The organism is Haloarcula pellucida (assembly GCF_014647235.1).
Classification (GTDB): Archaea; Halobacteriota; Halobacteria; order Halobacteriales; family Haloarculaceae; genus Haloarcula; species Haloarcula pellucida.
In genome coordinates this window covers 208,382-233,492 of record NZ_BMOU01000005.1, presented here as the reverse complement: position 1 = coordinate 233,492, position 25,111 = coordinate 208,382, and the positions used below count along the sequence as shown (strand labels likewise).

The window sequence follows — 25,111 nt, the reverse complement described above, 5'->3', positions numbered from 1 at the left end:
TGCCTCGCTCGGATAGTGGTCGAGCAGGCGACTTCTCTCCGACGCGACCGCCCGGCCCCTTTCAGTCCACCCAGTCGGTTTGCGTCACCGGCGGAAACAGTCGGTTGCGTCGTCAGCAGAAACTGGGCGGCTGTGTCACTGGCAGAAACAGTCGGTTGCGTCGTCAGCAGAAACTGGGCGGCTGTGTCACTGGCAGCAACAGTCGGTTGCGTCGTCGTCAGAAACCGTCGGTCATCCCGCCGGCGACGAGTGGTGGGTTACTCCGCTTCGCGGTTCTCGCTCGCAAACCCGACCGCCTCGGCGTCGGCGGCGGCGCGCTCGATGGCCGCGTCGAGGTCGAACTCGCGGACTAGTTCGCCGTCCCGGAGCAGGGGTTCCATGAGCGACTCGGCGTCTGCCGGTCCCTCGCGGCCGGCGAGACCGACGTGGTGGCCGCCGTCTGCGGTCCGGTACACCGACTTCTTCCCCGTCAACTTCCCGCGCTTTGCGGCCGGTTCGTCGTCGACTTCGACGATGTCGAGCGAGAAGTCCAGCGGGTCGGCGTTCGAGACGTAGCTTCCGACGCCGAAGCCGTCGGCCACGTCCCGCAGATTCCGGAGCTGTTCGGGGCCGAGGCCGCCCGAGAGGAAGACGTCCACGTCTTCGTGGCCGTGGGCGTCCAGCGTCCAGCGGACCTCTCGGGCGATGTAGCGGAAGTCGCCGCGCCGAGAGCCGGTCGTGTCGAGGCGCACGCCGTCTAGGTCCTCGACCGCCGCCGCGGCCCGCAGGGCCTCGTCCACCTCGTCAGAGTAGGTGTCGGTCAGCGCGATGCGGGGCGTCTCTTCGGGGACGGCTTCGTCGAAGGCCCGCCACGCGGCCTCTTGGTGGCCTCGACCGAAGCAGATGACCAGCGCGTGGGGCATCGTTCCGCCGGCCTCGCGACCGAGGACGTCGCCGGCGGCGACGTTCGAGAAGCCGTCCAGTCCGCCCAGCAGGGCCGAGCGCTCGATCATCGCGCCCAGCGACGGGTGGACGTGCCGCGAACCGAACGACAGCACCGTCGAGTCGGGCGCTGCGTGCCGGGTTTCCAGTGCCCGAGTCGCTACGCCGGTCGGGTGCGAGAGAAAGCCAAGCAGCGCCGTCTCGAGCCGACAGAACTCCTGATAGGGGCCCTCAATTCGCATGACTGGGCCGCCGTCGAACAGTTGGCCCTCGGGGAGGGCGTCGACGTCTATCGCGCGCCCCGCCAGCAGTCCGGCGGCGTCTTTCAGCCCCGCCAGTAGCTTCCACGTCCCGGTAGCGAACTGGTTGGCCGTCACCTCTGCGACCACGTCGGGGTTCTTGCCGGCGTGGTCCAGTGCCTCCATCGTCCGGTCGAAGTAGGCGTCGGTCGCCCGCCCCTCTCGGATGGCCTCGGGCGGCACGACGTCGAACTCCTCGCTCATACCTCGCTTTCGGCAGGTAGTTCAAAAAGGACCCCGGTCCACGGGTCGTCACGGTCACACTGGTTCGATAGCGGTCGCAGCGCCGTTCGACTACTGTTCGGCGAGTTCGGACCGAGTACGGTCGTCGGTAATCGCCTCGATGAGCGCCTCGCTTATCTCGCTCTTGCGGTGTGAGACCTGCAGGTGGACGTAGACGTCCGTTGCCGTCTCCCCGGAGTGGTCACAGAGGGGGCAGGCGTACGACGCTTCGTCTCGGTCCGTCGCTGATGCGGACATCGTCGGTTGCATCTACACTATAGATGTAATTCGATCTATATGAATCTGTGCAATCAGCTAACTGATAGCATCGGTGACGCCGTCGCGCTGCGTGCACGCTGGACCAGATACCACGCTGGCGACTCGGTCACTGTCTACTACGGCCCGGACGCCACAGCCCCGCTGACGGGCCGAGCGGGACAGGCAGCGTGGGTCGCCGACCTTCGCGATACTCGTCGTCGCGGGATTCGTCGTCCGCTCATCCGCGCGGCCGATGGATGTCCGCGAGGTCGTCGACGGTCGGCCCGTTGACGATGCGGACGGTATCGCCAGACCGGCTGATTCGGAAGGCGTCCGCGAAGGGACTTGGGTCGGGGACGACGTAGACGTTCGCCCGTGGCTGGGTCGCGCCGTGTTCCTCGACCAGCGCGGCCCGATAGGCCTGTGCGAACTGGCGGGCGTCCTTTTCGGAGTCCCACGTGCTCACCCAGACGTAGCCGCCGGCACCCGACCCGTTGTGGTAGGGGACGACGCTGTCACCGGCCCACCCCGCCGACGGTTCGCTCTGGTAGCGGTAGCGGTTGGCGTCGGTCTGGTTGTTGTGGTACATCGTCGCGAAGATAGAGGCCTCGCCGACGGTGTCGGCCACCGGGTCGTGGTCGAACCGGTTCCACTCGCCGTTCGAGCGGTCCGGGACGGTGACGTTCTCGGGCTCCTCGTCGGGGTACTTCTTCGGGTGGATGACCTGTTCGGTGCTCTCCGGGTACTCGTCGTAGATGGCGTCGACGGCGTCCCACCCGCCGTCGTCGTAGATGGCGTCGATGAAGAACGGTCCCGTCGCGTAGGGCTGGTAGATGACCGTGAACAACCCGGGGTTCTGCGGGCCGCCACCGCCACCGCCACTGTTCCGGTCGGGGCGGGTGATACAGTTCCAGTCGCCCTCACACTGTCGCTGATACAGTGCCTGGACGTAGTTCGCCTCGCCCTCGATGAGGCCGTCGCGGGCTAGCTGCTGGTCTTGGGTCTCGGCGGACCCGTTCAGTCCGAACTGCTGGTCCTGCAGGGCGTGGACGAGTTCGTGTGCCAGCGTCCGCCGGTCGATGTGGGGCGTCTCGGTGGGGCTGACGATGACTATCTCGTCACGACTCGGCGAGTAGAAGCCCTGCACGGAGGTCGAGAGCGTGTCGTCGATGGTCTCGCTGCTCCCCGAGTCCTCGCCGATGAGCAACAGCGACTCCCACACTTGATCGTTCCACGGGTCCTCGGGCGGGCCGGCACCGCTGCCGTTGCCCCGCGAACGGTTGCGGTACTCGGCCCGCGAGACGACCTCGACGGGGACCGTCTCGGTGAACTCGCGGTCCCGAATCCGCTCTACGCGGGCCATCGTCCGGGCGGTGACGGCCTCGCGTTCGCTCTCGTTGAGGCCGTCGTCGGTCGTCACGTCGACGGGGTCGTCGTACCAGTACCCGTTCTCCCAACCGATGCTGTCCTCGCCGTTCGGGGCGTCGGGGTGGTCGTTGCCGCCGAAGGCGGGGACGGTACAGCCAGCGAGGACGACAGTCAGTGCGAGTAGTAGTTCCTTACGCATCGTAGACCTCGTTCAGTTCGCGCTCGGTCGGCGCGTTGACGACGGTGACCGTGTCGCCGGAGACGTGGACGGCGACGGCGTCGGCGAACGGACTCGACTCGGCCAGCACCCACGTTCCGTCGGCAGTCCGTGTCCCGCCCCAGTGGCTGAGGACGGCTGCCCACGCCCGGGCGAACGCCTCGGCGTCGCGCTCGGTCGACCAGACAGTACGCCAGGTGTAGGCCGTCTCCGTGCCGTTCGTGTAGACGTGCATCCGGCCGCCCGACCATCCGGTCGTCGCGGGGAGGGCGTAGTCGTACGGGTCGGCACTGTCGAGTGACCGCCCGTCGTAGTTGAACACCTCGTCGGGGGCGACGACGGCCGACTCGTTGTAGTCGTCGGCGAGCGTGTAGGCCATCGTCGCGGCGATGGCCGAGGGGCCGACGACGGCGTAGTCCGGGCGGCCCGAAGGCCTGACTCGCTCCCACTCGTCGGTCGACCGGTCGGCCAGTTGCACGTCGCGTGGCTCCCAGTCGGGGTACTCGCCGGGGGCCATGACCTCGCGAGCGCCGTCGGGCGCCTCGTCGTACGCGTCGTTCACCGCCGCCCAGCCACCGCGCTCCCGGCGGTCGTCGACCAGCCCAGTGCCGTCGCTGTACGGGAAATACAGGAGAAAGCCAAGTCCGAAGTGCCGGTCGCCGCCGCCGCTTGCACCGGGTTCGCTCGACAGACACTCCCACTGGACGCCACAGCGAGCGGTGTAGCTATCGGTCGTCGCCACCGCGTCGCCCTCGACGAGGCCGTTGTACCCCTGTACGGCATCGCGAGTCCGGGCGTCGCTGTCGAGACCGAACTGCTGATCCTGCAGGGCGTGGACGAGTTCGTGTGCAAGCGTCGACTCCGAGACGGTCGGCGTCTCCGCGTCGGAGACGAGGACGATGGCCTCGCGACTGGGACTGTAGTACCCCAGCACGCTCTCGCCGAGTTCGCTCCGCTGGACCGCGATAGAGTCCCGGCCCTCGCCGACGAGGAACAGCGCCTCGAACTTCGCGTTGTCGAACCGGCGGAGCGACTCGCCGGGGTCGCTCCCGCCGGTCCGATTGCGGTACGCCTCACGGGAGATGACCTCGACGGCCACCGTCCGCTCGAACTCCAGTTCGCGGACGAACTCGACGCGGGCCATCGACCGGGCGACGACGGCGGCGCGTTCGCTCTCGTTGAGGCCGTCCTCGCTGGTCACCGCCAGCGTCTCGTTGTGCCAGACCCCGTTCTCCCAGCCACGGACGTCCGTCTCGGGGTCCGGTCGGGCCGTCTCGCTCGCGTGGGCGTTGTCGCCGCTCCCGCTCGATACGAGTTCCAGCGTGAACACCGTGTCCGCTGTCGGCGTCGCTGTCGCCGGCTGTTCGGGAGCGCCGAGGCTGCTCTCGAACCCGTGACACCCGGCGAGGAGGAGCGTCACGGCACACAGAAGGGCGACAGACTGGCGGCGCATCTACCGTATCGAGGGGGAGCGCGGTGAAAAGTCACACGCTCAGAGTAAGGTTCGTAGGCCTCGCGGCCGAACCGTCGACTATGCAACTGGACCCGACCCAGACGGCCGTCGTCGTGGTGGACATGCAAAACGGCTTTTGCCACCCCGACGGCAGCCTCTACGCACCGGACAGCGCGGCGGCCATCGACCCCGTGAACGAACTCGTCGACCGGGCCCGCGACGCCGGCGCGAGCGTCGTCTTCACCCGCGACGTGCACCCGCCCGGACAGTTCGAGGAGACCCACTACTACGACGAGTTCGAGCGGTGGGGCGAACACGTCGTCGAGGGGACCTGGGAGGCCGAACTCGTCGAGGAACTCGACCTGCGAGCGGACGACCTCGTCGTGGAGAAACACACCTACGACGCCTTCTACCGGACGCAACTGGAGGGGTGGCTCGACGCCCACGGCGTCAAAGACCTCGTCGTCTGCGGGACGCTGGCGAACGTCTGTGTCCTCCATACGGCCGCCAGCGCGGGCCTGCGCGACTACCGCCCGGTGCTCGCCGAGGACGCCGTCGGCTTCATCGAGGAAGACCACCGCGAGTACGCCTTAGAGCACGCCGACTGGCTGTTCGGCGAGGTCACCGAGCGCGACGCCGTCGAGTTCGCCTGAGTTAGCGTCGCTCGACGGTGACGTCGACCCGGTCGCCGACCGAGAGATCGACCCCCTCCCCGACGAGTTTCACGCCGGCGTCGTCCCGCGAGCAGAACAGTGCCAGCCCCGTCACGGGGTCGCCGTTCGCGGAGACGGTCACGCTATCCCACGCCACCGTTCTACCGTCGGCGGTGCCGACCTGCTGGCCGGCGACGCTCGCTCGCGTCGGGCCGTCGTCACCCAGTAGCCCGCCCCACTCGTAGTGCGGGAGGCCGCCGTCGAGGACGCCGCCCCGGTCGTTCGCCACGCCCGCGAAGCGTTCGCCGGGGGCGGGGTGTTCGGGGCTGTCGAGTCGCGCCCACGTCTCACCCGTCTCGACGACGGTGCCGGTGCCGTCCCACGCCAGCGGTTCGACGTCGACGCCCACGTCCACGGGCAGTGACCCCGACGCTCGATAGGGGTCGGCGTCGTGGTCCCGAAAGCCCAGATGGACGTGATTCGGGACCCACGGCGCGAAGAACCCGGCCCGAACCAGTTCGCCGATGTCGTCCCCGACGGCAACCGTCTCGCCCGGTTCGACGCTCGGGTCGACGTGGAGGAGGCGGGCGACGAACTCTCCGGTGTCGATCAGAATCAGGTGGTCGTGTTCTGCGGCGTAGGGCTTCGGCGGGGCACGGACCGCCTTCGTATCGAGCACCTCGCCGGCCACGGGCGACGGTGCGCGCTCACCCTCGGGGTAGAGGTCTATGGCACACCCGTCGTCGTGGGCGTCGAACGGCGAGTTGTACAGCGAGAATCGGTAGTAGCGGTGGAGTACGTCCCGCGGGACGGTGACGGCCATCGGCGAGAAGTTGGGCACGCCGAGGTATGTGCCTATCGTCCGAGGGTTTACGTCCGAAGGCGGGGCCACGATCGGGAGTGCGCTGACCGACACCGCGACGGGGGCCGCGGGTGTGCGACACGTCCCGTCGTGACCGCCGTGTGTCGCCTGTTCGCCACCGGTTGCGAGAGCGTTTAATCCGTCGCTGTCCTACGACCGCCATGCGACTCCTCCGCGGTCGAGCGAGCGACCACGAACGCGACTACGAGCGCACGCGAGCGATGGTCTCCGGCGTCGCCGACGACGGCACGCCTGCGCTTCGCGTCTGGACGCCACACCGACAGGTGGCCTTTGGCCGCCGTGACCGCCGCGTCGAGGGGTACGACCGCGCTCAAGAGGCCGCCGAATCCCGGGGCTACCCCGTCCTCGAACGGGCCGTCGGCGGGCGGGCCGTCGCCTACACCGGGTCCACCGTCGCCTTCGCCCTCGCGGAACCGGTCGCCGATTCCCGGGGAGATATCGGCGGGCGCTACGACCGCGTCTCGGCGGCGGTCCGGCGCGGCCTCGCGACCGTCGGCGTCGACGCCGTCGAGGGCGAACCACCCGACTCCTTCTGTCCGGGAACTCACTCGTTGCAGGCCGACGGCAAAGTGGCGGGCCTCGCCCAGCGTGTTCGACAGCACGTCGCACTCACCGCCGGCATCGTCGTCGTCAGCGACCACGAAGCCATCGCGGCAGTGCTCGACCCGGTGTACGACGCGCTCGGCGTCCCGTTCGACCCCGACTCGGTGGGGAGCGTGTCGCGTGCCGGCGGCCGCGGCGACCCGGCAGAGGTCGTGGACGCGCTCGAACGCGCCCTCGTCGGGGAGCGTTCGGTCTCCGAGCGGCGGACTGTCCAGTGAGACGGGGGGTCGCCCCCCGGAACCACATCCGAGACACTTAGGGGTGCGCCCGGACGACAGACGGTATGCTCATCCGCAACGCGACGCTCGCGGACGGCCGGCAACGGGACGTCCGGGTGCGTGGTGAGACCATCGCCGAGGTCGGCCGCGACCTCGAACCCGACGACGAGGGAACTATCGAGGCGACGGGCAAGCGACTGTTTCCCGGTATGATGGACGTCCACGTCCACTTCCGCCAGCCCGGCTACCCACACAAGGAGACGTGGGAGAGTGGGTCGCGCGCCGCCGCCGCAGGCGGGGTCACCACCGTCGTCGACCAGCCCAACACCGACCCGCCGACCATCGACGGCGAAGCGTTCGACCAGAAAGCCGAGTTCGCCGCCGACTCGATAATCGACTGGGGAATCAACGGCGGTGTCACGGCCGACTGGATTCCGAACGTCCTCCTGCGCCGGCGCCTGTTCGCGCTGGGTGAGGTGTTCCTCGCGGACTCGACGGGCGATATGGGTATCGAGACGGCTCTCTTCGAAGCGGCGCTGGAACTGGCGACCGAGGAGGGCGTCACCGTCACGGTTCACGCCGAGGACGCCGACCGCTTCAACGACGACGCCCGCGCCCGCGACGACGCCGACGCGTGGAGCGCCTACCGCACCGCCGAGGCCGAGGCAGCGGCCGTAACGCGGGCCTGCGAGGCCGCCGAGCGGATGGGCGCCCGCATCCACATCGCTCACACCTCGACGCCGGAGGGCATCGACATCGCCGCCGACGCCGGGATGACGACGGAGGTGACGCCACACCACCTCCTGCTCTCGCGGAAGGACCTCGGCGAGTTGGGCACGTTCGGCCGGATGAACCCCCCGCTTCGCCGCGAGAAGCGCCGTCGCGAGGTGTACGACCGCGTCGTCGACGGCACCGTCGACATGATCGCGACCGACCACGCGCCCCACACCCGCGAGGAGAAAGACGCGAGTATCTGGGACGCCCCCTCCGGCGTGCCGGGTGTCGAGACGGTCCTGCCGCTCCTGCTAGCGGAGGCCCGGGACCCCGACACCGGCCTGACCTACGAGCGCGTCCGTGACCTCACCGCCGCGAACCCCGCCGACGTGTTCGACGTGCCCCAGAAGGGGCGTATCGAACCCGGCAAGGACGCCGACCTCGTGCTGGTCGACACCACCGAGACGACCGAAATTCGTGCCGGGGACCTCCACACCGACTGTGGCTGGACGCCGTTCGAGGGGTTCGAGGCCGTCTTCCCCGAGTGGACGATGGTCCGTGGGACGATGGTGTACGAGCGGGACTCCGATGAGGACGTCTTCTACGGCCATCAAGGCGAGAACGTCCGCGACGCCGACGGCGAAGTGCTGGAGTGATCCCGCCGCTCATTCAGGGTGTGTGAACACAACACATAATCGCGTTGTGGTCTTAGGTCAGTCCGGTGATAGAGACGTATGCCACGCTGTGAGAACTGCGGCGCGGAACTCGAAACCGCCGACGACCTCGAACACGAAGCGGTCGACGAAGTGACGCTCGTAGACGAAGACGAGGGGCCGCCACGCATCCAGATCGGCGTCGACATCCGCGACGTCTACCGGTGTAAGAAGTGCGGGAAGGTCCTCGGTGTGAGCTAGACTTGCCGCTCGCTCGCCCGTCGCAGCCTCGTCTCCGGGACCGGGCGGACGAGACCGAAGTAACACCGATACAGGAGGATGCCGCCGCCGAGACCGGTCAGCGACGCCAACAGCACCGTCTCCACAGCGTCGGGTCCGAGACCGAGACCGAGCGCAACGATGCCGGTCCCGGCCACCGCGACGAGCGCGACGGTCTGGTGCAGTCGCGTTCCCGGTAGCCGGTCCAGCACGCCGTGTTCGTCGACGTAGTAGGCGAGGACGGTCGTCGCCGTGAACAGCGCCGCGAGCGGCGGCGAGACGCCTTCGCCGAGGGTGAGCCATACCTGCGCGAGCGCCAGAACGGCGAGGGCCCCGTCGGTGAGGAGGACTTTCCTGCGAGGGTCCATCGCCGCAGCGTTCGGGCGACCGACAGAAAACGGTGCCGGGGACCGCCGCCGACTCACTCGTCGACGTCGAACTCGTGGCCGCACTCCGGACAGCAGACCTCGTCGTGTCGGAGCGCCGCCGAGTGCTCGCGCACCTCGCGCATGACCGAGGAGATGCGGTCCTCTGCTTCCATCTCCTCCTCGACGGCGAGGTCGACGCCCTCGACTTCCAGCAGGAACTTCGCCACCTCGGTGGACTCGTACATCACGTCGTCTAGTTCCTCGGCGGTGAAGAAGTCAGACATCGCACCGTAGAGGAACGTCGCGCCGGCCTTGCGGACCTTCTCCTCGAAGGACGCTCGGGCCTGATTGACTGCCTGTGGCGTGTACGTATCGGTCATGAACGGGACGAGTTCGGGGAGGTTCTCCCCTATCTTCGTCATCTCGACGCCGGTCTCGGTCCGGAAGTCCGCACACAGGCGAGCGATAGCCCACTCGCGGGCAGTGACGTACGTCCGCTCGCGCAGGAACTCGTTGGCCCGGTCGTAGGTGCCACCCTCTATCTTCGTAAAGCGCTCGTACTTCCGGACGTCCTCGGGCACGTCGCTGGCCGGCGTGACGCCGCCGTCTGCGGCGTCCTCGGCGACCGACTCCTCGCTGTCGTCGTCGGGCACATCGTCTGGTTCGTGTGGCGTGACCACCCGTGTCGGCTCCTCGTCGCTGTCCGGCGGTGTCATGGCCGTCTGTGTGTGCCCGCGCCGAAAAAGCGTATCGCCCCCGACCGCTCCGTCTCGCTCGTCAGGTGGATTTTTGAGCGATGCCGACCGAGTGACCGCGTATGCACATCCTGCTCGGCGTCGGGGGCAGCCAGTTGTCCTACCACGCACTGGACGAGACGATAGCACGCGCACAGGAGACGGACGACGACCTCACTATCGCCATCTTCGACAACGAGGAGGCAGATACAGACGCGGAGGCGGTCAGAGAACGCGTCGAGTCGACGCTCTCGGAGACCAACTTCGAGGCGTCGATACGAACCATCGGCGGCGAGTCGCCCGGGAGCGAACTGGTCGACATCGCCGAGAGCGAAGGGTTCGACCGCATCGTACTGGGCGGCGGTGAGCGCTCCACGCTGGGGAAGATTCAACTCGGCTCCGTCGTCGAGTTCGTCCTGTTGAACGCACAGACGCCGGTCACGCTCATCCGATGAGCCGGACCTACCCCGACGAACCGGCCAGCGAGTTCCCCGCGCCGCCCCGGACGGTCACCGACAAGGAGGGTCGCGAAGTCGAATTAGTCCCCGCCGACGAGGCCGACCGCGAGGCCATCGTCGCGATGTACGTCGACTTCGACCCGGCCGACCGGGCACAGGGTATCCCGCCTGCCAAGGAGGAGGGCATCCGCAACTGGTTGGACACGATTCTGGACGGCGACTGTGTCAACGTCGTCGCCCGGTACGACGGCGACGTCGTCGGTCACGCGACGCTCGTGCCGGACCGACACGGCGAACACGAACTCGCTATCTTCGTCCTCCAGTCGTTTCAGGGGGCCGGCATCGGCACTGCCCTCGTCGAGACGCTACTGGGACAGGGCCAGCGGGCGGGCATCGAGAAGGTGTGGCTCACGGTCGAACGGTGGAACGACGCCGCCGCCAGCCTCTACCGGAAGGTCGGGTTCGAGACGAGCAACGCCGAGAGCTTCGAGATAGAGATGGCGATACGGCTCTAAACCGAGAGGACTGGCTGGCTCGCGTACTCTAAGACGTACAGCGCCGCGCGGCCGACGGGCTCTTCGCTGTCGCCCTCTCGCGGGATGACGATGAAGTCCGCCGCGACGTCCTCGGCGACGTCTAAGACGACGCTGCCCGGCGTCTGCATCAGGCGGTGTTCCGAGAACGCCGTCGCCGTCGACGTATCGAGGGTGCCGTCGTGGCCGGTGCCTCGGAACTGCTCGCGCACCCGATCGGTGAACGCGCGGTGTTCCTCCGCGATGGTCTCGGCGTCGACGTGGCCATCGTCGATGTCCCGTCGGAGTCGCTCGTCGAGAACGAACAGGAGGTGGAGGTCGGCGTCGTATCGCTCGGCGATGGCGATAGCGTACTCGGCCGCCCGCTCGGACCGGTCGCTGCCGTCGACTGGGACGAGCACGAGGTCGATGTCCATCACCTGTCTCTGTGACCGGCCCGGACAAAAAGCCACCTCATCCCGCAGTGGGCACTGTGATCTGATGGGGCGGCTTTTTGGTCGTGCCCGCGGTAGGCCGGGGTATGTTCGACACGGTGGTCATCGCGACAGACGGGTCCGGCAGCGCAGAACGGGCCGTCGAAGCCGCCCTCGACCTCGCCGCACACTTCGATGCGACCGTCCACGCGCTGTACGTCGTCGACTCCGGCGAAGTCGAGTCGACGCCCGAGGAAGTGCGTACCGAACTGGAACGTGCGCTGGCGACCACCGGCGGGCGCGCGCTCTCGTTCGTCCGGGAGGCCGCCATCGCCGAGGCAGACAGCGACGACATCGTCACCGCTGTCCGGCAGGGCGACCCCGCCGACGAAATCTGCCAGTACGCACTCGACCACGACGCCGACGTCGTCGCCACTGGAACCCGGGGCCGGCACGGCGAACACGGCTTCCTGCTCGGCAGCGTCGCCGAGGAGATCGTCCGACAGGCCCCGATGCCGGTGCTGTCGGTCCGCCAGTTAGAGGGTGCGGTCAACCCCGAACGCGAACAGGTCTGAGACGGACCGCGGGGTTCATTGCTGACGGTCGGCATGAACGGGCATGGACGATTGGCTCATCGACGACGACCGTCTCTCTATCGAGCGTAAGTCTGTCCTCCCCGGCGAGGGCTTTTTCATCCCGGACTCCTACGAAGAGGAGCAGGCCGAGGCCGAGGCCGCCGAGACGCTTTCCGACGCCGGCGTGGTGGTCATCGCCGACCCCGACGCCGACGGACTGGCTTGCACCGCGTTGATTCGCGAAGCCCACGGCGAGGGCGCACTGCTGCCCGCCGGCCCGCACGAACTGCAGGAGGCGCTGGCGTGGACCGCCGAGTACGCCGAACCCGAGGCGACCGTCTTCGTCTGTGACCTCTGTCCCGACAGCGAGTCGGACCTCGGCGCGCTCTCGAACCTCGTCGCCCGCGTCGAACGCGTCGCGTGGTTCGACCACCACCAGTGGGACGCCGAACTCGGCGGTATCGTCGACGACGCGGGGGTCGAGCGAACCGTCGGGGAGAGCGACGAGGTGTGTACCGCCGACGTCGCGCTCGAACAACTGGACTACGACTTCGAGGAGCGCTGGGCCGACCTCGCGGCGGTCACGCGGGACCACGACCTCTGGATTCGCGACGACGAGCGCAGCGACGACCTCGCGGACTTCTCGTACTGGTCGGACCCCGAGGAGTACATCGAGGCCGTCGCCGAACACGGTCCCGATCTCTCCCCGGAGGTTCAGGAGTTCCTCGCCGAGAAGCGCGTCGAGAAGGAGGCCCTCATCGAGAAGGCCGTCGACCGCGCGGAACTGCGCGAGGTCGGCGAGTGGACCGTCGGCGTCACCTACGGTCGCTGTTCGCAGAACGAGGTCGCAGAGGCCCTGCGCGAACAGGGCGCCGACGCCGCAGTCATCGTCAAACCCGCCGGGTCCGCGTCCATCCGCGGTACCGACAACTTCGAGCGCGCCCACGAGGTGGCTCGACAGGTCAACGGCGGTGGCCACCCGAAGGCGGCGGGGTGTAAGCCGGACATCTACGACGACATGATGGACTACGCCCACCACTGGACGACCCACGGCGCGGTGGCGAAACAGGCGATCGTGGACGCGTTCAAGCGGTTGCCCGAAGAGGAGGACGAAGGCGTCGACACCGAGCGGTAGACCGGACGCGAGCGGAGCGAGGTCTTTTTCGCCCACGTTTTTCGAGGAGTGGTGGTCGAGCGGAGCGAGACCACCCGACGAAGAAAAAGGTGGACTCGGACGACCCACGACGCGGTGGCGAAACAGGCGATCGTGGACGCGTTCAAGCGGTTGCCCGAAGAGGAGGACGAAGGCGTCGACACCGAGCGGTAGACCGGACGCGAGCGGAGCGAGCGTCTTTTTCGCCCACGTTTTTCGAGGAGCGGTGGTCGAGCGGAGCGAGACCACCCGACGAAGAAAAAGGTGGACTCGGACGACCCACGGCGCGGTGGCGAAACAGGCGATCGTGGACGCGTTCAAGCGGTTGCCCGAAGAGGAGGACGAAGGCGTCGACACCGAGCGGTAGCGGCAGCCGAGTAGACGCCGACGGGCGCGCTCGAACGCGAGCGCCGGAACGCTGATGTGGCCGCCGGCGGATGCTCCGACCAGCGCGATGCCCTCCGCCCTCCCTACGTGGTGGCCCGACCGCGCGACGCTGGCCGGGGAACTTCTCAGAGGCGTCGCCGTCGGCGGCACGCTGTTCGTCCTCGGTGAGACGCCGTCGTTCGCCGTGGCGGTAGCCGCGCTGTTCGTTCTGTTGCAACTCGTGACCGACGGTGTCGAAGCCATCGTCGGCGACTACGCCGACCACGTCTTATTCGGCGGTCTCGTCCTCGTTGGGGCGGGCTACGTGACGACGCTCTCGGCCCCGTGGTGGACGCCCGCGGCGGGTGCGCTCCTCGGTGGGTGGTTTCTCGTCGACGGCGTCCAACACCTCCGCCACGGCGTCACCCGCGAGGAGGTCGGGTCGCCGTACGTCCACGACGGCGGCGTACTCACGGGGCTACTGCGGGCGCTGGTCGCGCGCGTCGCCGAACCGTTCCGCCTGTAATCGGCCGTCCGGCGGCGGGACCGACGAGGCGCTCAGAACGAATGGCGTGGCGTCGGTGGACTCGTGGCGGACGTCCATGCGCAGTGTCTCGACCCGATGTGCGACACCGCTACTCGTCGACGACCCACTTGTCGCTGTACCGCTCGCCGCAGGCACAGACGGCGTAGGCGTGAATCACGTCGCCGTCGGCGTAGAGGCCACCGACCTCCTCGTTCTGGGCCTCCGCGAAGGCGAAGACGAACCGCGTGGTGTGGTTCTCCTCGGGTTCCTCCTCCTCGACCGGACAGACCGCGCCGGTCAGGTCGTCCCGAACCGTCCCGTCGGTGCCCATCGCCTCCTGTGCGAGCCCCATCGGATCGATGCCGGTGGCCGACTGGAAGGCGCTACGCCCGTCGTCGCCGGGGAGGACGAGGACGTGGCCGTCGTCGACGGCGTCGGCGTACTCCGCCAGCGCGCCGGGGTTCGAGACGGCGTCCTCGTGGAGGAAAAAGAGGACGTCGTCGGGCCGCTCGCCCGCCAGAAACTCCGTGTGCTTGCTCATACTGGCTCCGAGTCGTTCGGAACGCAAAAGCACGGCGTTCTCCCAGCCAGCGCTCGGGCCGCCCGAAGCCGTCTCCCCTGCTGGGAACCGCCTGTGCCCTTTTTCCATCTAGTTGCCGAAGTAACACGTATGGTGACGCACCATCCCGCCAAAGGCGTCGAACTGTACCGCGAGGACGATGCGTTCGTCGTCCTCGTCGAACTGTCGGGGTTCGACCGCGAGGACGTCGACCTGCGGTGGCACGACCGGCACCTCCACGTCGAGGCCGAACGCCACGACCCGGGCGAGCGCTCGCGGGTGTTCCACCGGTCGATTGGTCTCCCGCGGTCGATTCGCGAGGCCGATATCACGGCGACCATCGAGGACGGTGTGTTGGAAGTCACGCTCCCTCTCGACGACCGGGAACGGGAGGGCCGGCGTATCGATATCACCTGACTGTTCGGTGTCGGTCCGCCCCCATAGTTTTGCGCCGCCGGGCCGACACGTCCACGTATGGCCGACCTCAGCGAGTACGTCACCGACGCCGTCCACGAACAGACACAGACGGACAGTCCCGGCTTCGACTTGACCGTCGCCGAGGTGTACGAGGTGGTCGACCCCGGTCGCATCGACTTCGGCGGCGGCGAACTCGAACCGGCCGGGACCGCGCCCCACGCCAGCGCGAAGCGCGACCCCGAGGACGACTACGACTGGTGGACGCTCCGGGCCGGGCAGTACCTCGTCGAGTTCAACGAGTCCCTGACCGGTGAGGCGACGGTGACCGTCCAGCCACGGACCGAACTCCTCGAACGCGGCGCGACCCACCCGACGCTCCACGTCGACGAACTGCCAAGGATTCCGCTGTCGGTCGGCGGTGCCGGACTCCGCCTCAAGGCGAACGCCCGCGTCAGTACCATCGTCGACGCCGAGAAACGCTAGTCGTCGGCGACCATCGACGTCTTCGCGGCCGTCGACTTATCGCTCACTCGACTGGCACGTTGTTCGTCCGCCGACGGTTCGCCCGCCAAACTGTCGGCGGCGCGGTGTAGCGACGCCGACACTGCCCGTTGGTGCTCGCTCGCTCGCCGGGTCGAGTCCTGCAGGTCCGTCACGGCCCGCTGGAGCGACGTCAGTTCGTCGCTGAAGTCGCCCATCGACCCGCTCAGCGTCCCCATGGCGTCGCCGAGGTCCCGTACCGACTCGCCGTCACCGACCCGCTCCGCCGCCCTCGTCGTCTTGCTCATACTCCTACCGACACACCGGGTGGTGGAGCCAGTAGTACCTAACCAGTTAGCGTCTCGCCGTCGCTGTCGGCCTCCGACAGACCGTGGTGGACCGTCACGAGGTGCTGGCCGGGACGCTTCGATGCGCTTTTGAAGCGCGATAGATACGAAATAGGTATGGCTGAATTCACTGTCGCTGTCTCCGACCCGGAGAGCGGCCACACGTACCAGATCGACGTCGACGGACAGGACGCAAACCGCTTCATCGGCCGCGAACTCGGCGACGAGGTCGACGCCGGTGCCGTCGGCCTCGACGGCTACACGCTCGAACTCACCGGTGGCTCCGACACCGCCGGCCGACCGATGCGACCCGACGTCCGCGGCACCCAGACGAAGTCTATCATGTCCGACGGCGGTATCGGCTTCGAACCGACCACCGACGGCGAGCGAAAGCGCATCACCATCCGCGGACGCGAAGTCAGCGACGAGACGCGCCAGATCAACGCCACAATCGTCGGCCGCGGCAGCGAACCGGTCGACGATCTGCTCGGTGCCGACGACGAGTGAGCGAGCGCGTTCCGAGCGACCACGACGCCGTCGAGACACACCGCGTCCCCGTCGAGTCCATCGGGCGCACCGACCGCCCGCGAGTCGTACTCCCGGACGCCGTCGACCTGCAGGAGGGCGACGTCGTCGGGATGGCGCTGGACGGCGACACCTACCACGCGGCTATCGAGACGAGCATCGAGGGCGACGTCGTCGTCACGCACGTCGCCGACAACCGGCGCGTCGCACGCGACCACGAGGGCGAGAACCGCCTCGCCGAGTGGATCGCCGACGGTAGCGTCTCGCTGGGCGGGTCGGCTCACTTAGACGTCGTCACTGCCGGTCACCAGTACGGCCTCCGAACGCCGGGGACTCGCGTCGTCTACACTGCGACCGACTCCCCGGACTCCTCGCTGTCCGACATCGCACGGGACCTCGACGGATGACCGCGTCGGCCCCGGTTTTCCCGACTGATACTGGCGCGAAACGCTCAATAGACCGGCGGCTGTAACCGGTACCACGAGCGACATGTCGGAATCAGTCATCGCGGATTTCGTCGGCCAGTTCAACTCGGAGGTGGCCAGCCGTGGTGATCCTGTCAAGGGCCGCGTGGTCCTCTCGCAGAAACGCCTCGTTCTCGCCGCCAGCGAGGACGACAAACTGACGATTCCCCTCGATGCCATCTTCGACATCGCCATCGGGCAGGTGCCGCCCGACCTCGGGGACTTCTTCGACTCGACGGTGACCATCGCCTTCGAGAAGGGCGGTCGTCGACTCGTCGCCGCCATCGAGGCCGACGACGAGAAGATCGAGAAGTTCGGGACGCTCCTGTTTAAGGCCATCATCAACGGCACCGAGACGACGGTCAAAGAGCGCGCCCGCGTCGGTGGTCGCGTCACCGACGACGAGTTCCAGTCGGCCCGCCTCTTTCTCACGCCCGGGTCCGTCGAGTTCCGTCGCGGCGACGACACCTTCGCCATCGACCTCGAGACCGTCTCCGACTTCGACCGTACGAGCCGGGAGATAGCCGGCGGGACCCGGCCAGTGCTGGTCGTCAGACACATGCAGAACGGCACCGCGGTGACGACGCTCGCGGCGCTGGCCTCCTCCCGAAAGATGTCCATCCTCGGTCGATACCTCCGCCGGGAGTACTCCGGCCTCATGGAGGAGCTACAGAACGTCGACCTCACGAAGGACAAAAAGGAGGTACTGGTCGCGATGTACTCGACCGGCGACATGGAGGGGATGCCGCTGGCGGGCATCCTCGGGAAGGACTCGGCGGCGGTGTCGATGCTCCTACAGGACCTCGAAGCCGACGGCCTCATTCAGGACGGGTCGGACGGCCCGACGCTCACCCCGAAGGGACAGGTCGTGGCGAGCCGGTTCTTAGAGGACGTCAACGTCTAAGCTCCCACTTTTTACTGCGAGGGGTGTCCTCGCGCCGGAGGCGCTGCGGGAACCACCCGTTGCAAAAACTTGGGAAAACCGCCGGCCACTCACGCTGTTCGCGTCCGGTGAAACCGCGCCGGAGGCGCGGTCTGCTTCACAGGCAGGCCTGCCTGTCCCCGGGTCGCGCGACAGAACGCGCTCCCGGCCACCGCACCGTGCCCACTCTCGACGACGCCTAGGACTCCGTCGCCGCGACCAACTCTGCGACCAGTCGCGCCGCATCGGCACCCGTCTCCGAGAGGACGTACGTGATCGGTTCGATACCGAACGCGCCGCGGTGGAAGACGATGTCGGGGACGCTCCCGCGTTCCTCGAACTGTTCGCTGAGGCGGTCGCCGCGGTTCTCGTAGCCGGCGTCGAACTCCATGGTGTCGAGGCCGCGGTCCCGGGCGGCCGCGAGGAAGGCGTCGTCGGTAGCGAGGTTCAGCGCGCCGCGGCGGTCGGGGTCGACGGTCATCGCCGCGAGAATCGTCGTCGCGACGTGAGCGGAGGCGCCGAACTCCGGGTTCGCGGGGACTTCGATGCTGTTGTCCATCACGTAGATGCGGCCGGGCACCGCGGCCACGTCCGACCGACTCTCGGCGTCCGGGAGCGCCGTGCCGACGTTCGTGCCGACGTTCGGGACGAACGCGGCGAGGCCCGGCGTCGTCGCGAGGACGCGACTGGCCTCCCGGACGCTGTCGAGTACTGCGCGCTCGGTCCGGAGTTCCGGGTTGACGCCGCGGACACAGAGGTCACACCCCAGTCCTTCGAGGCCCGGCATCGCTTCCTCGTGGAGTTCACAGATGGGGCCGCGGTCCTCGAACGCACGGACGAGTTCCAAGACGGCCGCGAGCGCGTCGTAGGCGTCCATCTCGTCGTTTGCCAGTCCGTCGGCGACTCGCTCGACGGTCGCCGCGGTTCGCGGGTGGTCGGCGATCCGTGCCTCGACGCTCGGGTCGCCGCTTACGTACGTCGAGACGGCCGCCTGCGTCACGCCGAGGTGTGCCGCTATCTCCTGCTGGGTCAGCCCGTGGTCTGCGAGTTCGCGGGCGAGCAGTACCCGGAGCGTCGGCAACACGTCCTCGACGACGATTTCGCTCGGCAACCGGAGCGACATACCACGGGGTTGGACGACCCACGGCTTAACAGTTCGACATCGACGGCGCTGCGGCCTATAACTGGATTGTATCGGGAAGTTATATCACCGTGGGTCGACGATGCACGTCTATGAGCTTCACCGACGAGCTGGCCGACGTGGGCGATCCGATTTGGGACGCCGTCGTCGACCACCCGATGGTCGAACAGCTGGGGGAGGGGACCTTAGACGAGGCCCCGTTTCGCTACTGGGTGCGACAGGACTACGTCTACCTCGTGGAGTACGCGCGGGTGTTCGCGCTGGGAGCCGCCAACGCCCCGGACCTCGCCCGGATGGGTACGTTCGCTACGCTTCTCGATACGACCATCAACACGGAGATGGACCTCCACCGGGAGTACGCCGCCGAGTTCGGCATCAGCGAGGCCGCCCTCGAAGCCACCGACCCGTCACCGACGACGCGGGCATACACTGACTTTCTCGTGCGAATCGCCGCCACCGGGACGTTCGGCGACCTCGTGGCCGCGCTGCTGCCCTGTATGTGGGGGTTCAACGAGACGGCCCGGCGACTGGACGAACGGGGCCGACCAGACCACGAGCAGTACGCCGCGTGGATCGAGATGTACGCCGGCGAGGAGTTCACCGACCTCGCCGAGTGGTGCAAGGACCTGATGGACGACGTGGCCGCCGACGCCACCGCGGCCGAACGCGAGCGCTATCGCGAGTTATTCGAGACGTCGGCGCGGTACGAGTACCGCTTCTGGGACGCCGCGTGGCGAGAGGAGACGTGGTCGGTGTGACGGGCGACTCGTCGGCGGTGCCGGACACCTACGCCGCCTACGCCGAGGGCCGCGAGGACCCCCGGTTCACCGAGTGGCTTCGCGCACAGGCGGGGCCGTCGTGGGACGCCGCCACCGACCACCGGTTCACCCGCGAACTCCACGCCGACACGCTCGACGACGCCGTCTTCCGGCGGTATCTGGTGCAGGACTACGCCTTTCTGGAGACGCTCGTCGGGACGTTCGGGCATTCGGTCGGCGACGCGCCGTCGATGGCCGCCAAGTCCCGACTGGTCGATTTCCTCGGGACGCTCACGGACGACGAGAACGACTACTTCGAGCGGTCGTTCGACGCCCTCGGCGTACCCGAGTCGACCTACGAGGACCCGGCACTGACCGAGACGACGGCGGCGTTCCGGGACCTGCTCCTTCGGGCCTCGCGCGAGGGCGGGTACGCCGAGACGCTGGCCGTCCTCGTCCCCGCGGAGTGGGTGTACCTCGCGTGGGCGACCGCCGAGGGCGACGCCGACCGACCGGAGCGGTTCTACCTCGCCGAGTGGGTCGACCTCCACGCCGTCCCGGCCTTCGAGTCGTTCGTCGAGTGGCTTCGGACGGAACTGGACCGTGCCGGTGCGGCCGCGAGCGAGCGCCGTCAGGCCCGCCTCGCCGACCTGTTCTGCCGGACCGTCGACCTCGAAGTCGCGTTCTTCGACGCGGCCTACGAGGGCGACGATGCTGGCACGGCGACCGACGGAGGTGACCGCTCGTGGTGACCACCGCCGTCGCGCTGGGACTGACCGTCGTCACACTGGCCGCCTTCGCCGGGTTGGGCGTCTGGTTCACCCGCGGGCAGGACCGCTCGGCCGACGACTTCCTCACCGCCCGCAACTCCGTCGGCGAGGGACGGACGACGGCGACGCTCGTCGCGTCGGTGATGGGCGTCTGGATTCTGCTCGCCGCGCCCGAGGCCGGTGCTGGCTTCGGCGTCGCCGCCGTCGTCGGGTACGCTATCGGTGAGGCCCTCCCGATGCTGGCGTACTCGAAACTCGGCCCCCGAATCCGCGAACTCCTCCCCGAGGGCCACTCGCTCACCGAGTACGCCCACGCCCGCTACGGGTCGGCGATGTACGGCTTCGTCGTCCTCATCAGCGCGCTGTACATGTTCGTCTTCGTCGCCGCGGAACTCACCGGCATCGCCGGGGCGCTCTCGCTGGTCGCTGGCGTCCCGCAGTGGCAGACGGCCGTCCTCGTCGGTGGGTTCGTTCTCCTCTATACGGGGTATGGCGGTCTCCGGGCGACCATCGTCACGGACACGGTACAGGCCGTCCTCGTTCTGCCGCTTCTCGCACTCGTCGCCGGTGGCGTCGTCCTCTCGCTGGGCGGCCCCAGTGCGGTGTACTCCGGCGTCGCCGCGACGAACCCCGCGCTCGTAGACGTCGGCTTCCTCCCCGGCCTCCAGTTCGGACTCGGCCTCGCCTTCGCCATCCTCGGCGCGGAACTCATCAACCAGACGTGGTGGCAGCGCATCTACGCCGGGCGCGACAGCGAGACGGTCGCTCGCGGCTTCCGTAACGCCACCGTCCTCAACGGCGCTACCGTCTTCGTCGCGGCACTGCTCGGCGTCGTCGCCGCCGGGCATTCGGACGTCGTCACCGACATCTCCAGTTCGGCGTACAACGCCGACGTGGCCTTCTTCGTCCTCGTCGAGAGCGCGTTCGGCGAGTGGCTCTTGCTGGCCGTCGTCCTGCTGGCGCTCTTACTGGTCGTGAGTTCCGTCGACTCGCTGTTCTCGGCGCTTGCGAGTCTCGTCACCGCTGACCTCCCGCGACTGCTCGCGGACCCGGACGACCGCACCCTCCGACTCGGCGCTCGGGCGCTCACCGTCGTCGTCGCCGTCGCCGCCATCTACGTCAGCCTGCGCGCTCGGAGCGTCCTCCGCCTGTTCTTCTTCGCGGACCTGCTGGGGGCCGCCGTCGCCTTCCCCCTCGTCTATGGGCTCTACTCCCGGGGGCTGACCGGTCCCGGTGCGCTCGTCAGCAGTCTCGCCGGCCTCGCCGTCGGTCTAGCGTACTTCCCGGACCTGCGCGGCGTGACGACGGCGATTCCCGTCGTCGGGGGCCTCCTTCCGGCGGCGGACCCGCTGTATCTCACCTCGTTCGCCGGCGCCTTCCTCGTCTCGACGGCCGCCGCTCTCGTGGCTGCTCGCGTCTCCGGCGCGACGTTCGACTTCGACCGCCTCGCCGACACCGGCAGGGCGTCGATGACCGACGGCGGGGCCGAGTCCGCCGACTGACCAGTCGGTTTTCTCCGATCTGATAACTGCCCCACCACAGTCATATACCGCGCTCGCCAACCGCCGGTATCCATGGAGCGGCGCCTGCTCGTCGGGTTTTCGCTGGTCGTCGTGGTCGCCGCCGTCGCCGTCGGACCGCTCGGCGTCGCGGGCGAGTCGACCCGCTCGACCACCGACGACGCGAGTGTGACCGTCGAGTCGATACCCGACGGCAGTCTCACGCTCGAACGCGGGCGATTCGGGAGCGGGCGCTACCACATCGACGCGCCGCCCGCCGTCGTCTCCGTCTCCGGCGTCACCGGCACGCCGGTGCTCCGGTACACTATCGACGTCCCCGGCGTGTGGCTGACCGCGACGAGCAGATACGAGATCGCCGGCCGTGAGGGCCGTCTCCAGTTGCGCCCGAGTCCCGTCACCGTCAGTCCGGACCGGGTCGACCGGCGACAGTACGACGCCATCGTCGCCGTCTGGGTCCAGTCCGGCGAGCGTGACCGCGCCGTCCTCCAGCGGCGAGTCACGCTGGAGGTCGTCTCGTGAGCGTCGCCGACCGCCTGCTGGCCGGCGAGACGGTCGACGTATCGGAACTGCGGGACGCGCTCTGGCGGGCCGTGCTGGGCGACCGAGTCGGCGCGACGCTGGCGATGGGGTCGCTCGTCTGGGTCTGCCTGACGTGGCACCTTGGGTTCTTCTCGAACGACCAGTACACCTTCGCAAACGCGCTGTTGGCCGTCGCCGACGGCCACCTGCACGTCACCGAGGCCGTCTACGGCCCCGCGTCCGGTGCGACACCGGGGACCTATCTGGTCGACGGTCGCGTCTACGGTCGGAACTACGGCGTCGTCCTCGTTTCGGCGGTGTGGTACGTCGTCCTGCGCGCGCTCTCGCTCGTCGCCGACGTTCGCGTGTTGCTGGTCGGCCTGTGGTCGCTCGCCGTCGCCAGTGTAGGCGTGGGCGTCGGCCGGGTGGTCGGCCGCCCCGACGCGGGCCGCCTCGGCGGCGTCGTCGCCGCCGCGGGGCTGTTCGTCGCGTCGCTGGCCCTCACGACGCCGCTGTCGACGTTGTGGCTCCCGCTACTGGCCCTGCAACTGACGACGGCGCTGGCTGCGGTCCTCCTGACCGTCGTCTGCTATCGTCTCGTGACTCGGCTGTACGACCGCCGTCTGGGCGTGGCCGCGGCCGTCGCGACGATCGCCGCGACGCCCGTCGGGTTCTGGGCGACGATTCCGAAACGCCACAGCGTGACGGCGCTGCTGGTCGTCTGTGCGATGTACACGCTGTACCGGAGCCGCGAAGCCGACACTCGTCGGGCGGCGACTCGATTCCGGGCGCTGACGTACGTCTGGGCGGGCGCGACGGCGTGGGTCCACGCGCCGGAGGGGTTCGTCTTGCTCGTCGCCGTCGGCGTCGTCGACCTGCCGACAGCCCGGTGGAACGGGGTCCGTTCCCTCCTGTCTGTCGGCGCGGCGCTAGCGCTCTCGTTGCTCCCGTTCCTGCTGACGAACGCAGTCGTCTCCGGCAACCCACTGCAACCGCCGCGATTGCTCTCAGAGTACACCGGCGACGTGCTGCGGTCCGAGGCCGACGCGCCAACGTCGGCGGGCGGTTCCGGCGGGGGCGGTGGCGGGGGCAGTGGCGCTAGCGGTGGCGGCGGGACCGCGACGGGCGGGTCGCTGTTCCCCGCACCGCTGTCGCGTATCACCTCGCAGTTCGTCGACTCCTACCGCCTACTGTTTGACCCTGAACACCTGTTCCGGGTGTTCGTCCGAACCGGTTACGTCCCGTCCCTCCGGCCTACGCAGGACGCCGCGGTCAACCTGAGCGTACTGGCATCGATGCCGCTACTGGGCGTGCTGGTCGGCTATCCGGTACTCGCGATACGGCGCGGAGTCGCTCGGTCCGACTGGCCGCTCCCGTCACCCCGACAGTGGTCGCCCGCCCGCGTCCTCGACGCGTTTACCGTCCTGTACGCGCTCTTGCTCGTGGGACTGTACCTCAAGACGCTCCCGTCACACCACATGTTCACGGTTCGGTACCTCCACCCGCTGTATGCCCTCGGCGTCTACTGGCTCGTCCGCATGCCGACGGTTCGCCGTGTCGTCGCCACCGAGCGTCGGACGCTGACGTTCGCCTACGCCGCCACCGTCATCCTCGGCACGCCCGCGTCCCTCGCCGCCGTCGCCGTCGGTCGATTGGTGCTCTCCGAGGCCGTCCAACTGTTCGCGCTCGTCGCGCTGACCGTCGCCGTCGGTCTCGCGGTGTGGACCGTCGCCGCGGTGCTGACGGACGTCGGGTTCCGGATCGGCGCGTGTACCCTCGGCGTCGCCGCCGGCGCGACGACGGTGTACCTCCTCGTGGCGGGTCTGTCGCTGTTCCCGACCAGCGGCGAGTTCCTGTTGCCGCTCTCTCGGGCGGTCAGTGAAACCGTCCACTACGCGCGGTTGCTGGGCAGTTCGCCGCCGCCCTGACTACTGGTCGGCGATGGCGTCCCCGGCGATAGACCGCCCGCGCGCTTCCAACTCGATTTCGCGGCGGGTTCGGACCGGTTCGAGGATGTCGGCCTCGATGAGTCGGTCGTAGACGTCCTCTACCTCCTCGACGTCCATGCCGACGAAGTCGGGAATCTTGAACGGCGAGATGCCGGAGTAAAGCGCCATCAGCACCTGCGTCTCCTCGGGTTCGAGGTCGACGTCGTCGGCGGCGTTTCGCTGCTCGCCCTGTCGGACCAGCCCCTCGATGAGCGAGACGTGCCGTCGTCCGCCGGAGATGTGCGTCTCGACGCTGGTGCCGTCGATGGTGTGTTCGACCTCCAGCAGGGGGCGTTCGGCGCCGCGAATCTCCTTTTGCTTGGCCTCGACGGTGCCGACGTCGTCGATGTCCAGTTCGACGAAGGTGCCACTGGCGATGGCGAGGTTGAGCGTGTCCTCGTTCTCGTCGTCGAGTTTTAGGCGGGCTTTCTCCCACCCGGTGTCCTGTACGACACCGCCCTCGACGGCGGGGTGTTTGACGAGGACGACGATCTGGTCTAACAGCGCCCGGTACAGTTCCTCCTGGAACTCCTCGGCCGTCGCCGAGACGAGCGTGACGTCCCGGCCCGCCTGTAGCTTGACGTAGCTGTCGACCTGTGCCAGCGACTGGTTCATCTGGCTGGCGGTGACGCTGGTGAGTTTCGAGAGCGGGATGGTCCGCTTGCCGTCGTTGGTCGCGAGCACGAGGCGCTTGTTCGACAGGAGGATGCGACCGGGTAGCCACTCGATGTCGTTGCGCTTGCGCCCGTCTTTGACGACCTGAACGAACTTCCCCTTCGTATCGACCAGTGCGTGTTCTCCGTCGGCCATCGCTCTATTCAGCTATGGCCGGGT

At 68.3% G+C, this 25,111-nt stretch carries 33 protein-coding genes; 21 read left to right on the top strand and 12 right to left on the bottom strand.

Going from position 1 to position 25,111, the window contains the following annotated elements; all coding sequences use genetic code 11:
* Positions 1–257: 257 nt before the first annotated feature.
* The 4 genes from IEY28_RS15785 to IEY28_RS15770 form a co-directional block, all read right to left on the bottom strand.
* Complete coding sequence (locus IEY28_RS15785) at positions 258–1,424, bottom strand: nicotinate phosphoribosyltransferase (protein ID WP_188999925.1); 1,167 nt, start codon at positions 1,422–1,424, stop codon at positions 258–260.
* Between the two features lie 90 nt (positions 1,425–1,514).
* Positions 1,515–1,712, bottom strand: a complete 198-nt coding sequence (locus IEY28_RS15780) for a hypothetical protein (protein WP_229783169.1) — start codon at positions 1,710–1,712, stop codon at positions 1,515–1,517.
* A gap of 226 nt (positions 1,713–1,938) precedes the next feature.
* A complete protein-coding gene (locus tag IEY28_RS15775; protein ID WP_188999922.1) occupies positions 1,939–3,267 on the bottom strand; it encodes an Hvo_1808 family surface protein in 1,329 nt (442 codons plus the stop codon).
* Positions 3,260–4,738, bottom strand: coding sequence for an Hvo_1808 family surface protein (locus IEY28_RS15770; protein ID WP_188999919.1), 1,479 nt, complete (start codon positions 4,736–4,738; stop codon positions 3,260–3,262). The genes IEY28_RS15775 and IEY28_RS15770 overlap by 8 nt, the downstream gene beginning before the upstream one ends.
* Positions 4,739–4,818: 80 nt before the next feature.
* Here IEY28_RS15770 and IEY28_RS15765 point away from each other — a divergent pair, with 80 nt between their 5' ends.
* Positions 4,819–5,391: a cysteine hydrolase family protein gene (locus IEY28_RS15765; RefSeq protein ID WP_188999916.1), complete on the top strand. Its 573-nt coding sequence runs from the start codon at positions 4,819–4,821 to the stop codon at positions 5,389–5,391.
* 1 nt (position 5,392) lies between these two features.
* On the opposite strand, the gene IEY28_RS15760 is transcribed toward IEY28_RS15765, so the two are convergent.
* Positions 5,393–6,214, bottom strand: coding sequence for a DUF8155 domain-containing protein (locus IEY28_RS15760; protein WP_188999913.1), 822 nt, complete (start codon positions 6,212–6,214; stop codon positions 5,393–5,395).
* A gap of 200 nt (positions 6,215–6,414) precedes the next feature.
* Here IEY28_RS15760 and IEY28_RS15755 point away from each other — a divergent pair, with 200 nt between their 5' ends.
* The 3 genes from IEY28_RS15755 to IEY28_RS15745 all read left to right on the top strand — a co-directional run bounded on the left by IEY28_RS15755 (position 6,415) and on the right by IEY28_RS15745 (position 8,723).
* Positions 6,415–7,095 (top strand): lipoate--protein ligase family protein, encoded by a 681-nt coding sequence (locus tag IEY28_RS15755; RefSeq protein ID WP_188999910.1) that lies wholly within the window; start codon positions 6,415–6,417, stop codon positions 7,093–7,095.
* Between the two features lie 65 nt (positions 7,096–7,160).
* Positions 7,161–8,465 carry a dihydroorotase gene (locus tag IEY28_RS15750; protein WP_188999907.1) on the top strand — a complete coding sequence of 435 codons (1,305 nt, stop codon included), beginning with the start codon at positions 7,161–7,163 and terminating at the stop codon, positions 8,463–8,465.
* Between the two features lie 78 nt (positions 8,466–8,543).
* A complete protein-coding gene (locus IEY28_RS15745; protein WP_188999903.1) occupies positions 8,544–8,723 on the top strand; it encodes a hypothetical protein in 180 nt (59 codons plus the stop codon).
* Here IEY28_RS15745 and IEY28_RS15740 read toward each other — a convergent pair.
* Together IEY28_RS15740 and IEY28_RS15735 are read right to left on the bottom strand one after the other, a co-directional pair.
* Entirely contained in the window at positions 8,720–9,109 is a 390-nt protein-coding gene (locus IEY28_RS15740) for a hypothetical protein (RefSeq protein WP_188999900.1), read from the bottom strand. The genes IEY28_RS15745 and IEY28_RS15740 overlap by 4 nt on opposite strands.
* A 53-nt stretch (positions 9,110–9,162) precedes the next feature.
* Positions 9,163–9,825, bottom strand: coding sequence for a DUF5806 family protein (locus tag IEY28_RS15735; protein ID WP_229783168.1), 663 nt, complete (start codon positions 9,823–9,825; stop codon positions 9,163–9,165).
* Positions 9,826–9,926: 101 nt separating this feature from the next.
* On the opposite strand from IEY28_RS15735, the gene IEY28_RS15730 reads away from it, so the two are divergent.
* Complete coding sequence (locus IEY28_RS15730) at positions 9,927–10,298, top strand: universal stress protein (RefSeq protein WP_188999897.1); 372 nt, start codon at positions 9,927–9,929, stop codon at positions 10,296–10,298.
* Positions 10,295–10,816 (top strand): GNAT family N-acetyltransferase, encoded by a 522-nt coding sequence (locus IEY28_RS15725; RefSeq protein WP_188999894.1) that lies wholly within the window; start codon positions 10,295–10,297, stop codon positions 10,814–10,816. The genes IEY28_RS15730 and IEY28_RS15725 overlap by 4 nt, the downstream gene beginning before the upstream one ends.
* Here IEY28_RS15725 and IEY28_RS15720 read toward each other — a convergent pair.
* Positions 10,813–11,250, bottom strand: a complete 438-nt coding sequence (locus IEY28_RS15720) for a universal stress protein (protein WP_188999891.1) — start codon at positions 11,248–11,250, stop codon at positions 10,813–10,815. The genes IEY28_RS15725 and IEY28_RS15720 overlap by 4 nt on opposite strands.
* Before the next feature lie 104 nt (positions 11,251–11,354).
* Here IEY28_RS15720 and IEY28_RS15715 point away from each other — a divergent pair, with 104 nt between their 5' ends.
* The 5 genes from IEY28_RS15715 (at position 11,355) to IEY28_RS15695 (ending at position 13,867) form a co-directional block, all read left to right on the top strand.
* Positions 11,355–11,822 carry a universal stress protein gene (locus tag IEY28_RS15715; RefSeq protein ID WP_188999888.1) on the top strand — a complete coding sequence of 156 codons (468 nt, stop codon included), beginning with the start codon at positions 11,355–11,357 and terminating at the stop codon, positions 11,820–11,822.
* 43 nt (positions 11,823–11,865) lie between these two features.
* A complete protein-coding gene (locus IEY28_RS15710) occupies positions 11,866–12,957 on the top strand; it encodes a DHH family phosphoesterase (RefSeq protein WP_188999885.1) in 1,092 nt (363 codons plus the stop codon).
* A gap of 51 nt (positions 12,958–13,008) precedes the next feature.
* On the top strand, positions 13,009–13,149 hold the full coding sequence (locus tag IEY28_RS15705; protein ID WP_188999883.1) for a hypothetical protein: 141 nt from the start codon (positions 13,009–13,011) through the stop codon (positions 13,147–13,149).
* A 52-nt stretch (positions 13,150–13,201) separates the two neighbouring features.
* The gene (locus tag IEY28_RS15700; protein ID WP_166967831.1) at positions 13,202–13,342 is read left to right on the top strand and encodes a hypothetical protein; all 141 of its coding nucleotides are present in this window, start codon (positions 13,202–13,204) and stop codon (positions 13,340–13,342) included.
* An 87-nt stretch (positions 13,343–13,429) separates the two neighbouring features.
* Entirely contained in the window at positions 13,430–13,867 is a 438-nt protein-coding gene (locus tag IEY28_RS15695) for a hypothetical protein (protein WP_188999880.1), read from the top strand.
* A gap of 109 nt (positions 13,868–13,976) precedes the next feature.
* Here the strand turns inward: IEY28_RS15695 and IEY28_RS15690 are convergent, their stop codons facing one another.
* Positions 13,977–14,408 carry a DUF5807 family protein gene (locus tag IEY28_RS15690; protein ID WP_188999879.1) on the bottom strand — a complete coding sequence of 144 codons (432 nt, stop codon included), beginning with the start codon at positions 14,406–14,408 and terminating at the stop codon, positions 13,977–13,979.
* Between the two features lie 129 nt (positions 14,409–14,537).
* On the opposite strand from IEY28_RS15690, the gene IEY28_RS15685 reads away from it, so the two are divergent.
* Positions 14,538–14,843: an Hsp20/alpha crystallin family protein gene (locus tag IEY28_RS15685; RefSeq protein ID WP_188999876.1), complete on the top strand. Its 306-nt coding sequence runs from the start codon at positions 14,538–14,540 to the stop codon at positions 14,841–14,843.
* 57 nt (positions 14,844–14,900) lie between these two features.
* Positions 14,901–15,326, top strand: a complete 426-nt coding sequence (locus IEY28_RS15680; RefSeq protein WP_188999873.1) for a dCTP deaminase/dUTPase family protein — start codon at positions 14,901–14,903, stop codon at positions 15,324–15,326.
* On the opposite strand, the gene IEY28_RS15675 is transcribed toward IEY28_RS15680, so the two are convergent.
* Positions 15,323–15,631: a hypothetical protein gene (locus IEY28_RS15675; RefSeq protein WP_188999870.1), complete on the bottom strand. Its 309-nt coding sequence runs from the start codon at positions 15,629–15,631 to the stop codon at positions 15,323–15,325. The two genes, IEY28_RS15680 and IEY28_RS15675, sit on opposite strands and share 4 nt — an antisense overlap.
* Positions 15,632–15,787: 156 nt before the next feature.
* Between IEY28_RS15675 and IEY28_RS15670 the strand changes: the two genes are divergently transcribed.
* From IEY28_RS15670 to IEY28_RS15660, 3 genes are all read left to right on the top strand, one after another.
* Positions 15,788–16,177, top strand: coding sequence for a 30S ribosomal protein S6e (locus IEY28_RS15670; RefSeq protein ID WP_188999867.1), 390 nt, complete (start codon positions 15,788–15,790; stop codon positions 16,175–16,177).
* Positions 16,174–16,602, top strand: coding sequence for a DUF7112 family protein (locus tag IEY28_RS15665; RefSeq protein ID WP_166967839.1), 429 nt, complete (start codon positions 16,174–16,176; stop codon positions 16,600–16,602). Before IEY28_RS15670 ends, IEY28_RS15665 begins: the two co-directional genes overlap by 4 nt.
* Before the next feature lie 82 nt (positions 16,603–16,684).
* Positions 16,685–17,563, top strand: coding sequence for a CheF family chemotaxis protein (locus IEY28_RS15660; protein ID WP_188999864.1), 879 nt, complete (start codon positions 16,685–16,687; stop codon positions 17,561–17,563).
* A 217-nt stretch (positions 17,564–17,780) separates the two neighbouring features.
* On the opposite strand, the gene IEY28_RS15655 is transcribed toward IEY28_RS15660, so the two are convergent.
* On the bottom strand, positions 17,781–18,704 hold the full coding sequence (locus tag IEY28_RS15655; protein WP_188999861.1) for a thiamine-phosphate synthase family protein: 924 nt from the start codon (positions 18,702–18,704) through the stop codon (positions 17,781–17,783).
* 110 nt (positions 18,705–18,814) lie between these two features.
* On the opposite strand from IEY28_RS15655, the gene tenA reads away from it, so the two are divergent.
* The 5 genes from tenA to IEY28_RS15630 all read left to right on the top strand — a co-directional run bounded on the left by tenA (position 18,815) and on the right by IEY28_RS15630 (position 24,217).
* The gene (gene tenA, locus IEY28_RS15650) at positions 18,815–19,480 is read left to right on the top strand and encodes a thiaminase II (RefSeq protein ID WP_188999857.1); all 666 of its coding nucleotides are present in this window, start codon (positions 18,815–18,817) and stop codon (positions 19,478–19,480) included.
* Positions 19,477–20,232, top strand: a complete 756-nt coding sequence (locus IEY28_RS15645) for a TenA family protein (RefSeq protein ID WP_229783167.1) — start codon at positions 19,477–19,479, stop codon at positions 20,230–20,232. The genes tenA and IEY28_RS15645 overlap by 4 nt, the downstream gene beginning before the upstream one ends.
* Positions 20,226–21,752, top strand: a complete 1,527-nt coding sequence (locus tag IEY28_RS15640; protein ID WP_188999840.1) for a sodium:solute symporter family transporter — start codon at positions 20,226–20,228, stop codon at positions 21,750–21,752. Before IEY28_RS15645 ends, IEY28_RS15640 begins: the two co-directional genes overlap by 7 nt.
* Before the next feature lie 72 nt (positions 21,753–21,824).
* Positions 21,825–22,289, top strand: a complete 465-nt coding sequence (locus IEY28_RS15635) for a hypothetical protein (RefSeq protein ID WP_188999837.1) — start codon at positions 21,825–21,827, stop codon at positions 22,287–22,289.
* A complete protein-coding gene (locus tag IEY28_RS15630; protein ID WP_188999834.1) occupies positions 22,286–24,217 on the top strand; it encodes a hypothetical protein in 1,932 nt (643 codons plus the stop codon). Before IEY28_RS15635 ends, IEY28_RS15630 begins: the two co-directional genes overlap by 4 nt.
* Here the strand turns inward: IEY28_RS15630 and IEY28_RS15625 are convergent, their stop codons facing one another.
* Positions 24,218–25,087, bottom strand: coding sequence for a CheF family chemotaxis protein (locus IEY28_RS15625; protein WP_188999831.1), 870 nt, complete (start codon positions 25,085–25,087; stop codon positions 24,218–24,220).
* Positions 25,088–25,111 lie beyond the last annotated feature (24 nt).

Bases quoted from the DNA above. Each gene is read 5' to 3' on its own strand.
- IEY28_RS15635 (WP_188999837.1), top strand. From the start codon at position 21,825: ATGGAGCGGCGCCTGCTCGTCGGGTTTTCGCTGGTCGTCGTGGTCGCC.
- IEY28_RS15690 (WP_188999879.1), bottom strand. From the start codon at position 14,408: ATGAGCAAGCACACGGAGTTTCTGGCGGGCGAGCGGCCCGACGACGTC.
- IEY28_RS15785 (WP_188999925.1), bottom strand. From the start codon at position 1,424: ATGAGCGAGGAGTTCGACGTCGTGCCGCCCGAGGCCATCCGAGAGGGG.
- IEY28_RS15675 (WP_188999870.1), bottom strand. From the start codon at position 15,631: ATGAGCAAGACGACGAGGGCGGCGGAGCGGGTCGGTGACGGCGAGTCG.
- IEY28_RS15720 (WP_188999891.1), bottom strand. From the start codon at position 11,250: ATGGACATCGACCTCGTGCTCGTCCCAGTCGACGGCAGCGACCGGTCC.
- IEY28_RS15670 (WP_188999867.1), top strand. From the start codon at position 15,788: ATGGCTGAATTCACTGTCGCTGTCTCCGACCCGGAGAGCGGCCACACG.
- IEY28_RS15695 (WP_188999880.1), top strand. From the start codon at position 13,430: ATGCCCTCCGCCCTCCCTACGTGGTGGCCCGACCGCGCGACGCTGGCC.
- IEY28_RS15770 (WP_188999919.1), bottom strand. From the start codon at position 4,738: ATGCGCCGCCAGTCTGTCGCCCTTCTGTGTGCCGTGACGCTCCTCCTC.
- IEY28_RS15745 (WP_188999903.1), top strand. From the start codon at position 8,544: ATGCCACGCTGTGAGAACTGCGGCGCGGAACTCGAAACCGCCGACGAC.
- IEY28_RS15755 (WP_188999910.1), top strand. From the start codon at position 6,415: ATGCGACTCCTCCGCGGTCGAGCGAGCGACCACGAACGCGACTACGAG.
- IEY28_RS15760 (WP_188999913.1), bottom strand. From the start codon at position 6,214: ATGGCCGTCACCGTCCCGCGGGACGTACTCCACCGCTACTACCGATTC.
- IEY28_RS15735 (WP_229783168.1), bottom strand. From the start codon at position 9,825: ATGACACCGCCGGACAGCGACGAGGAGCCGACACGGGTGGTCACGCCA.
- IEY28_RS15685 (WP_188999876.1), top strand. From the start codon at position 14,538: ATGGTGACGCACCATCCCGCCAAAGGCGTCGAACTGTACCGCGAGGAC.
- IEY28_RS15775 (WP_188999922.1), bottom strand. From the start codon at position 3,267: ATGCGTAAGGAACTACTACTCGCACTGACTGTCGTCCTCGCTGGCTGT.
- IEY28_RS15710 (WP_188999885.1), top strand. From the start codon at position 11,866: ATGGACGATTGGCTCATCGACGACGACCGTCTCTCTATCGAGCGTAAG.
- IEY28_RS15750 (WP_188999907.1), top strand. From the start codon at position 7,161: ATGCTCATCCGCAACGCGACGCTCGCGGACGGCCGGCAACGGGACGTC.
- IEY28_RS15765 (WP_188999916.1), top strand. From the start codon at position 4,819: ATGCAACTGGACCCGACCCAGACGGCCGTCGTCGTGGTGGACATGCAA.
- IEY28_RS15655 (WP_188999861.1), bottom strand. From the start codon at position 18,704: ATGTCGCTCCGGTTGCCGAGCGAAATCGTCGTCGAGGACGTGTTGCCG.
- IEY28_RS15680 (WP_188999873.1), top strand. From the start codon at position 14,901: ATGGCCGACCTCAGCGAGTACGTCACCGACGCCGTCCACGAACAGACA.
- IEY28_RS15715 (WP_188999888.1), top strand. From the start codon at position 11,355: ATGTTCGACACGGTGGTCATCGCGACAGACGGGTCCGGCAGCGCAGAA.
- IEY28_RS15740 (WP_188999900.1), bottom strand. From the start codon at position 9,109: ATGGACCCTCGCAGGAAAGTCCTCCTCACCGACGGGGCCCTCGCCGTT.
- IEY28_RS15730 (WP_188999897.1), top strand. From the start codon at position 9,927: ATGCACATCCTGCTCGGCGTCGGGGGCAGCCAGTTGTCCTACCACGCA.
- IEY28_RS15625 (WP_188999831.1), bottom strand. From the start codon at position 25,087: ATGGCCGACGGAGAACACGCACTGGTCGATACGAAGGGGAAGTTCGTT.
- IEY28_RS15780 (WP_229783169.1), bottom strand. From the start codon at position 1,712: ATGCAACCGACGATGTCCGCATCAGCGACGGACCGAGACGAAGCGTCG.
- tenA (WP_188999857.1), top strand. From the start codon at position 18,815: ATGAGCTTCACCGACGAGCTGGCCGACGTGGGCGATCCGATTTGGGAC.
- IEY28_RS15660 (WP_188999864.1), top strand. From the start codon at position 16,685: ATGTCGGAATCAGTCATCGCGGATTTCGTCGGCCAGTTCAACTCGGAG.
- IEY28_RS15725 (WP_188999894.1), top strand. From the start codon at position 10,295: ATGAGCCGGACCTACCCCGACGAACCGGCCAGCGAGTTCCCCGCGCCG.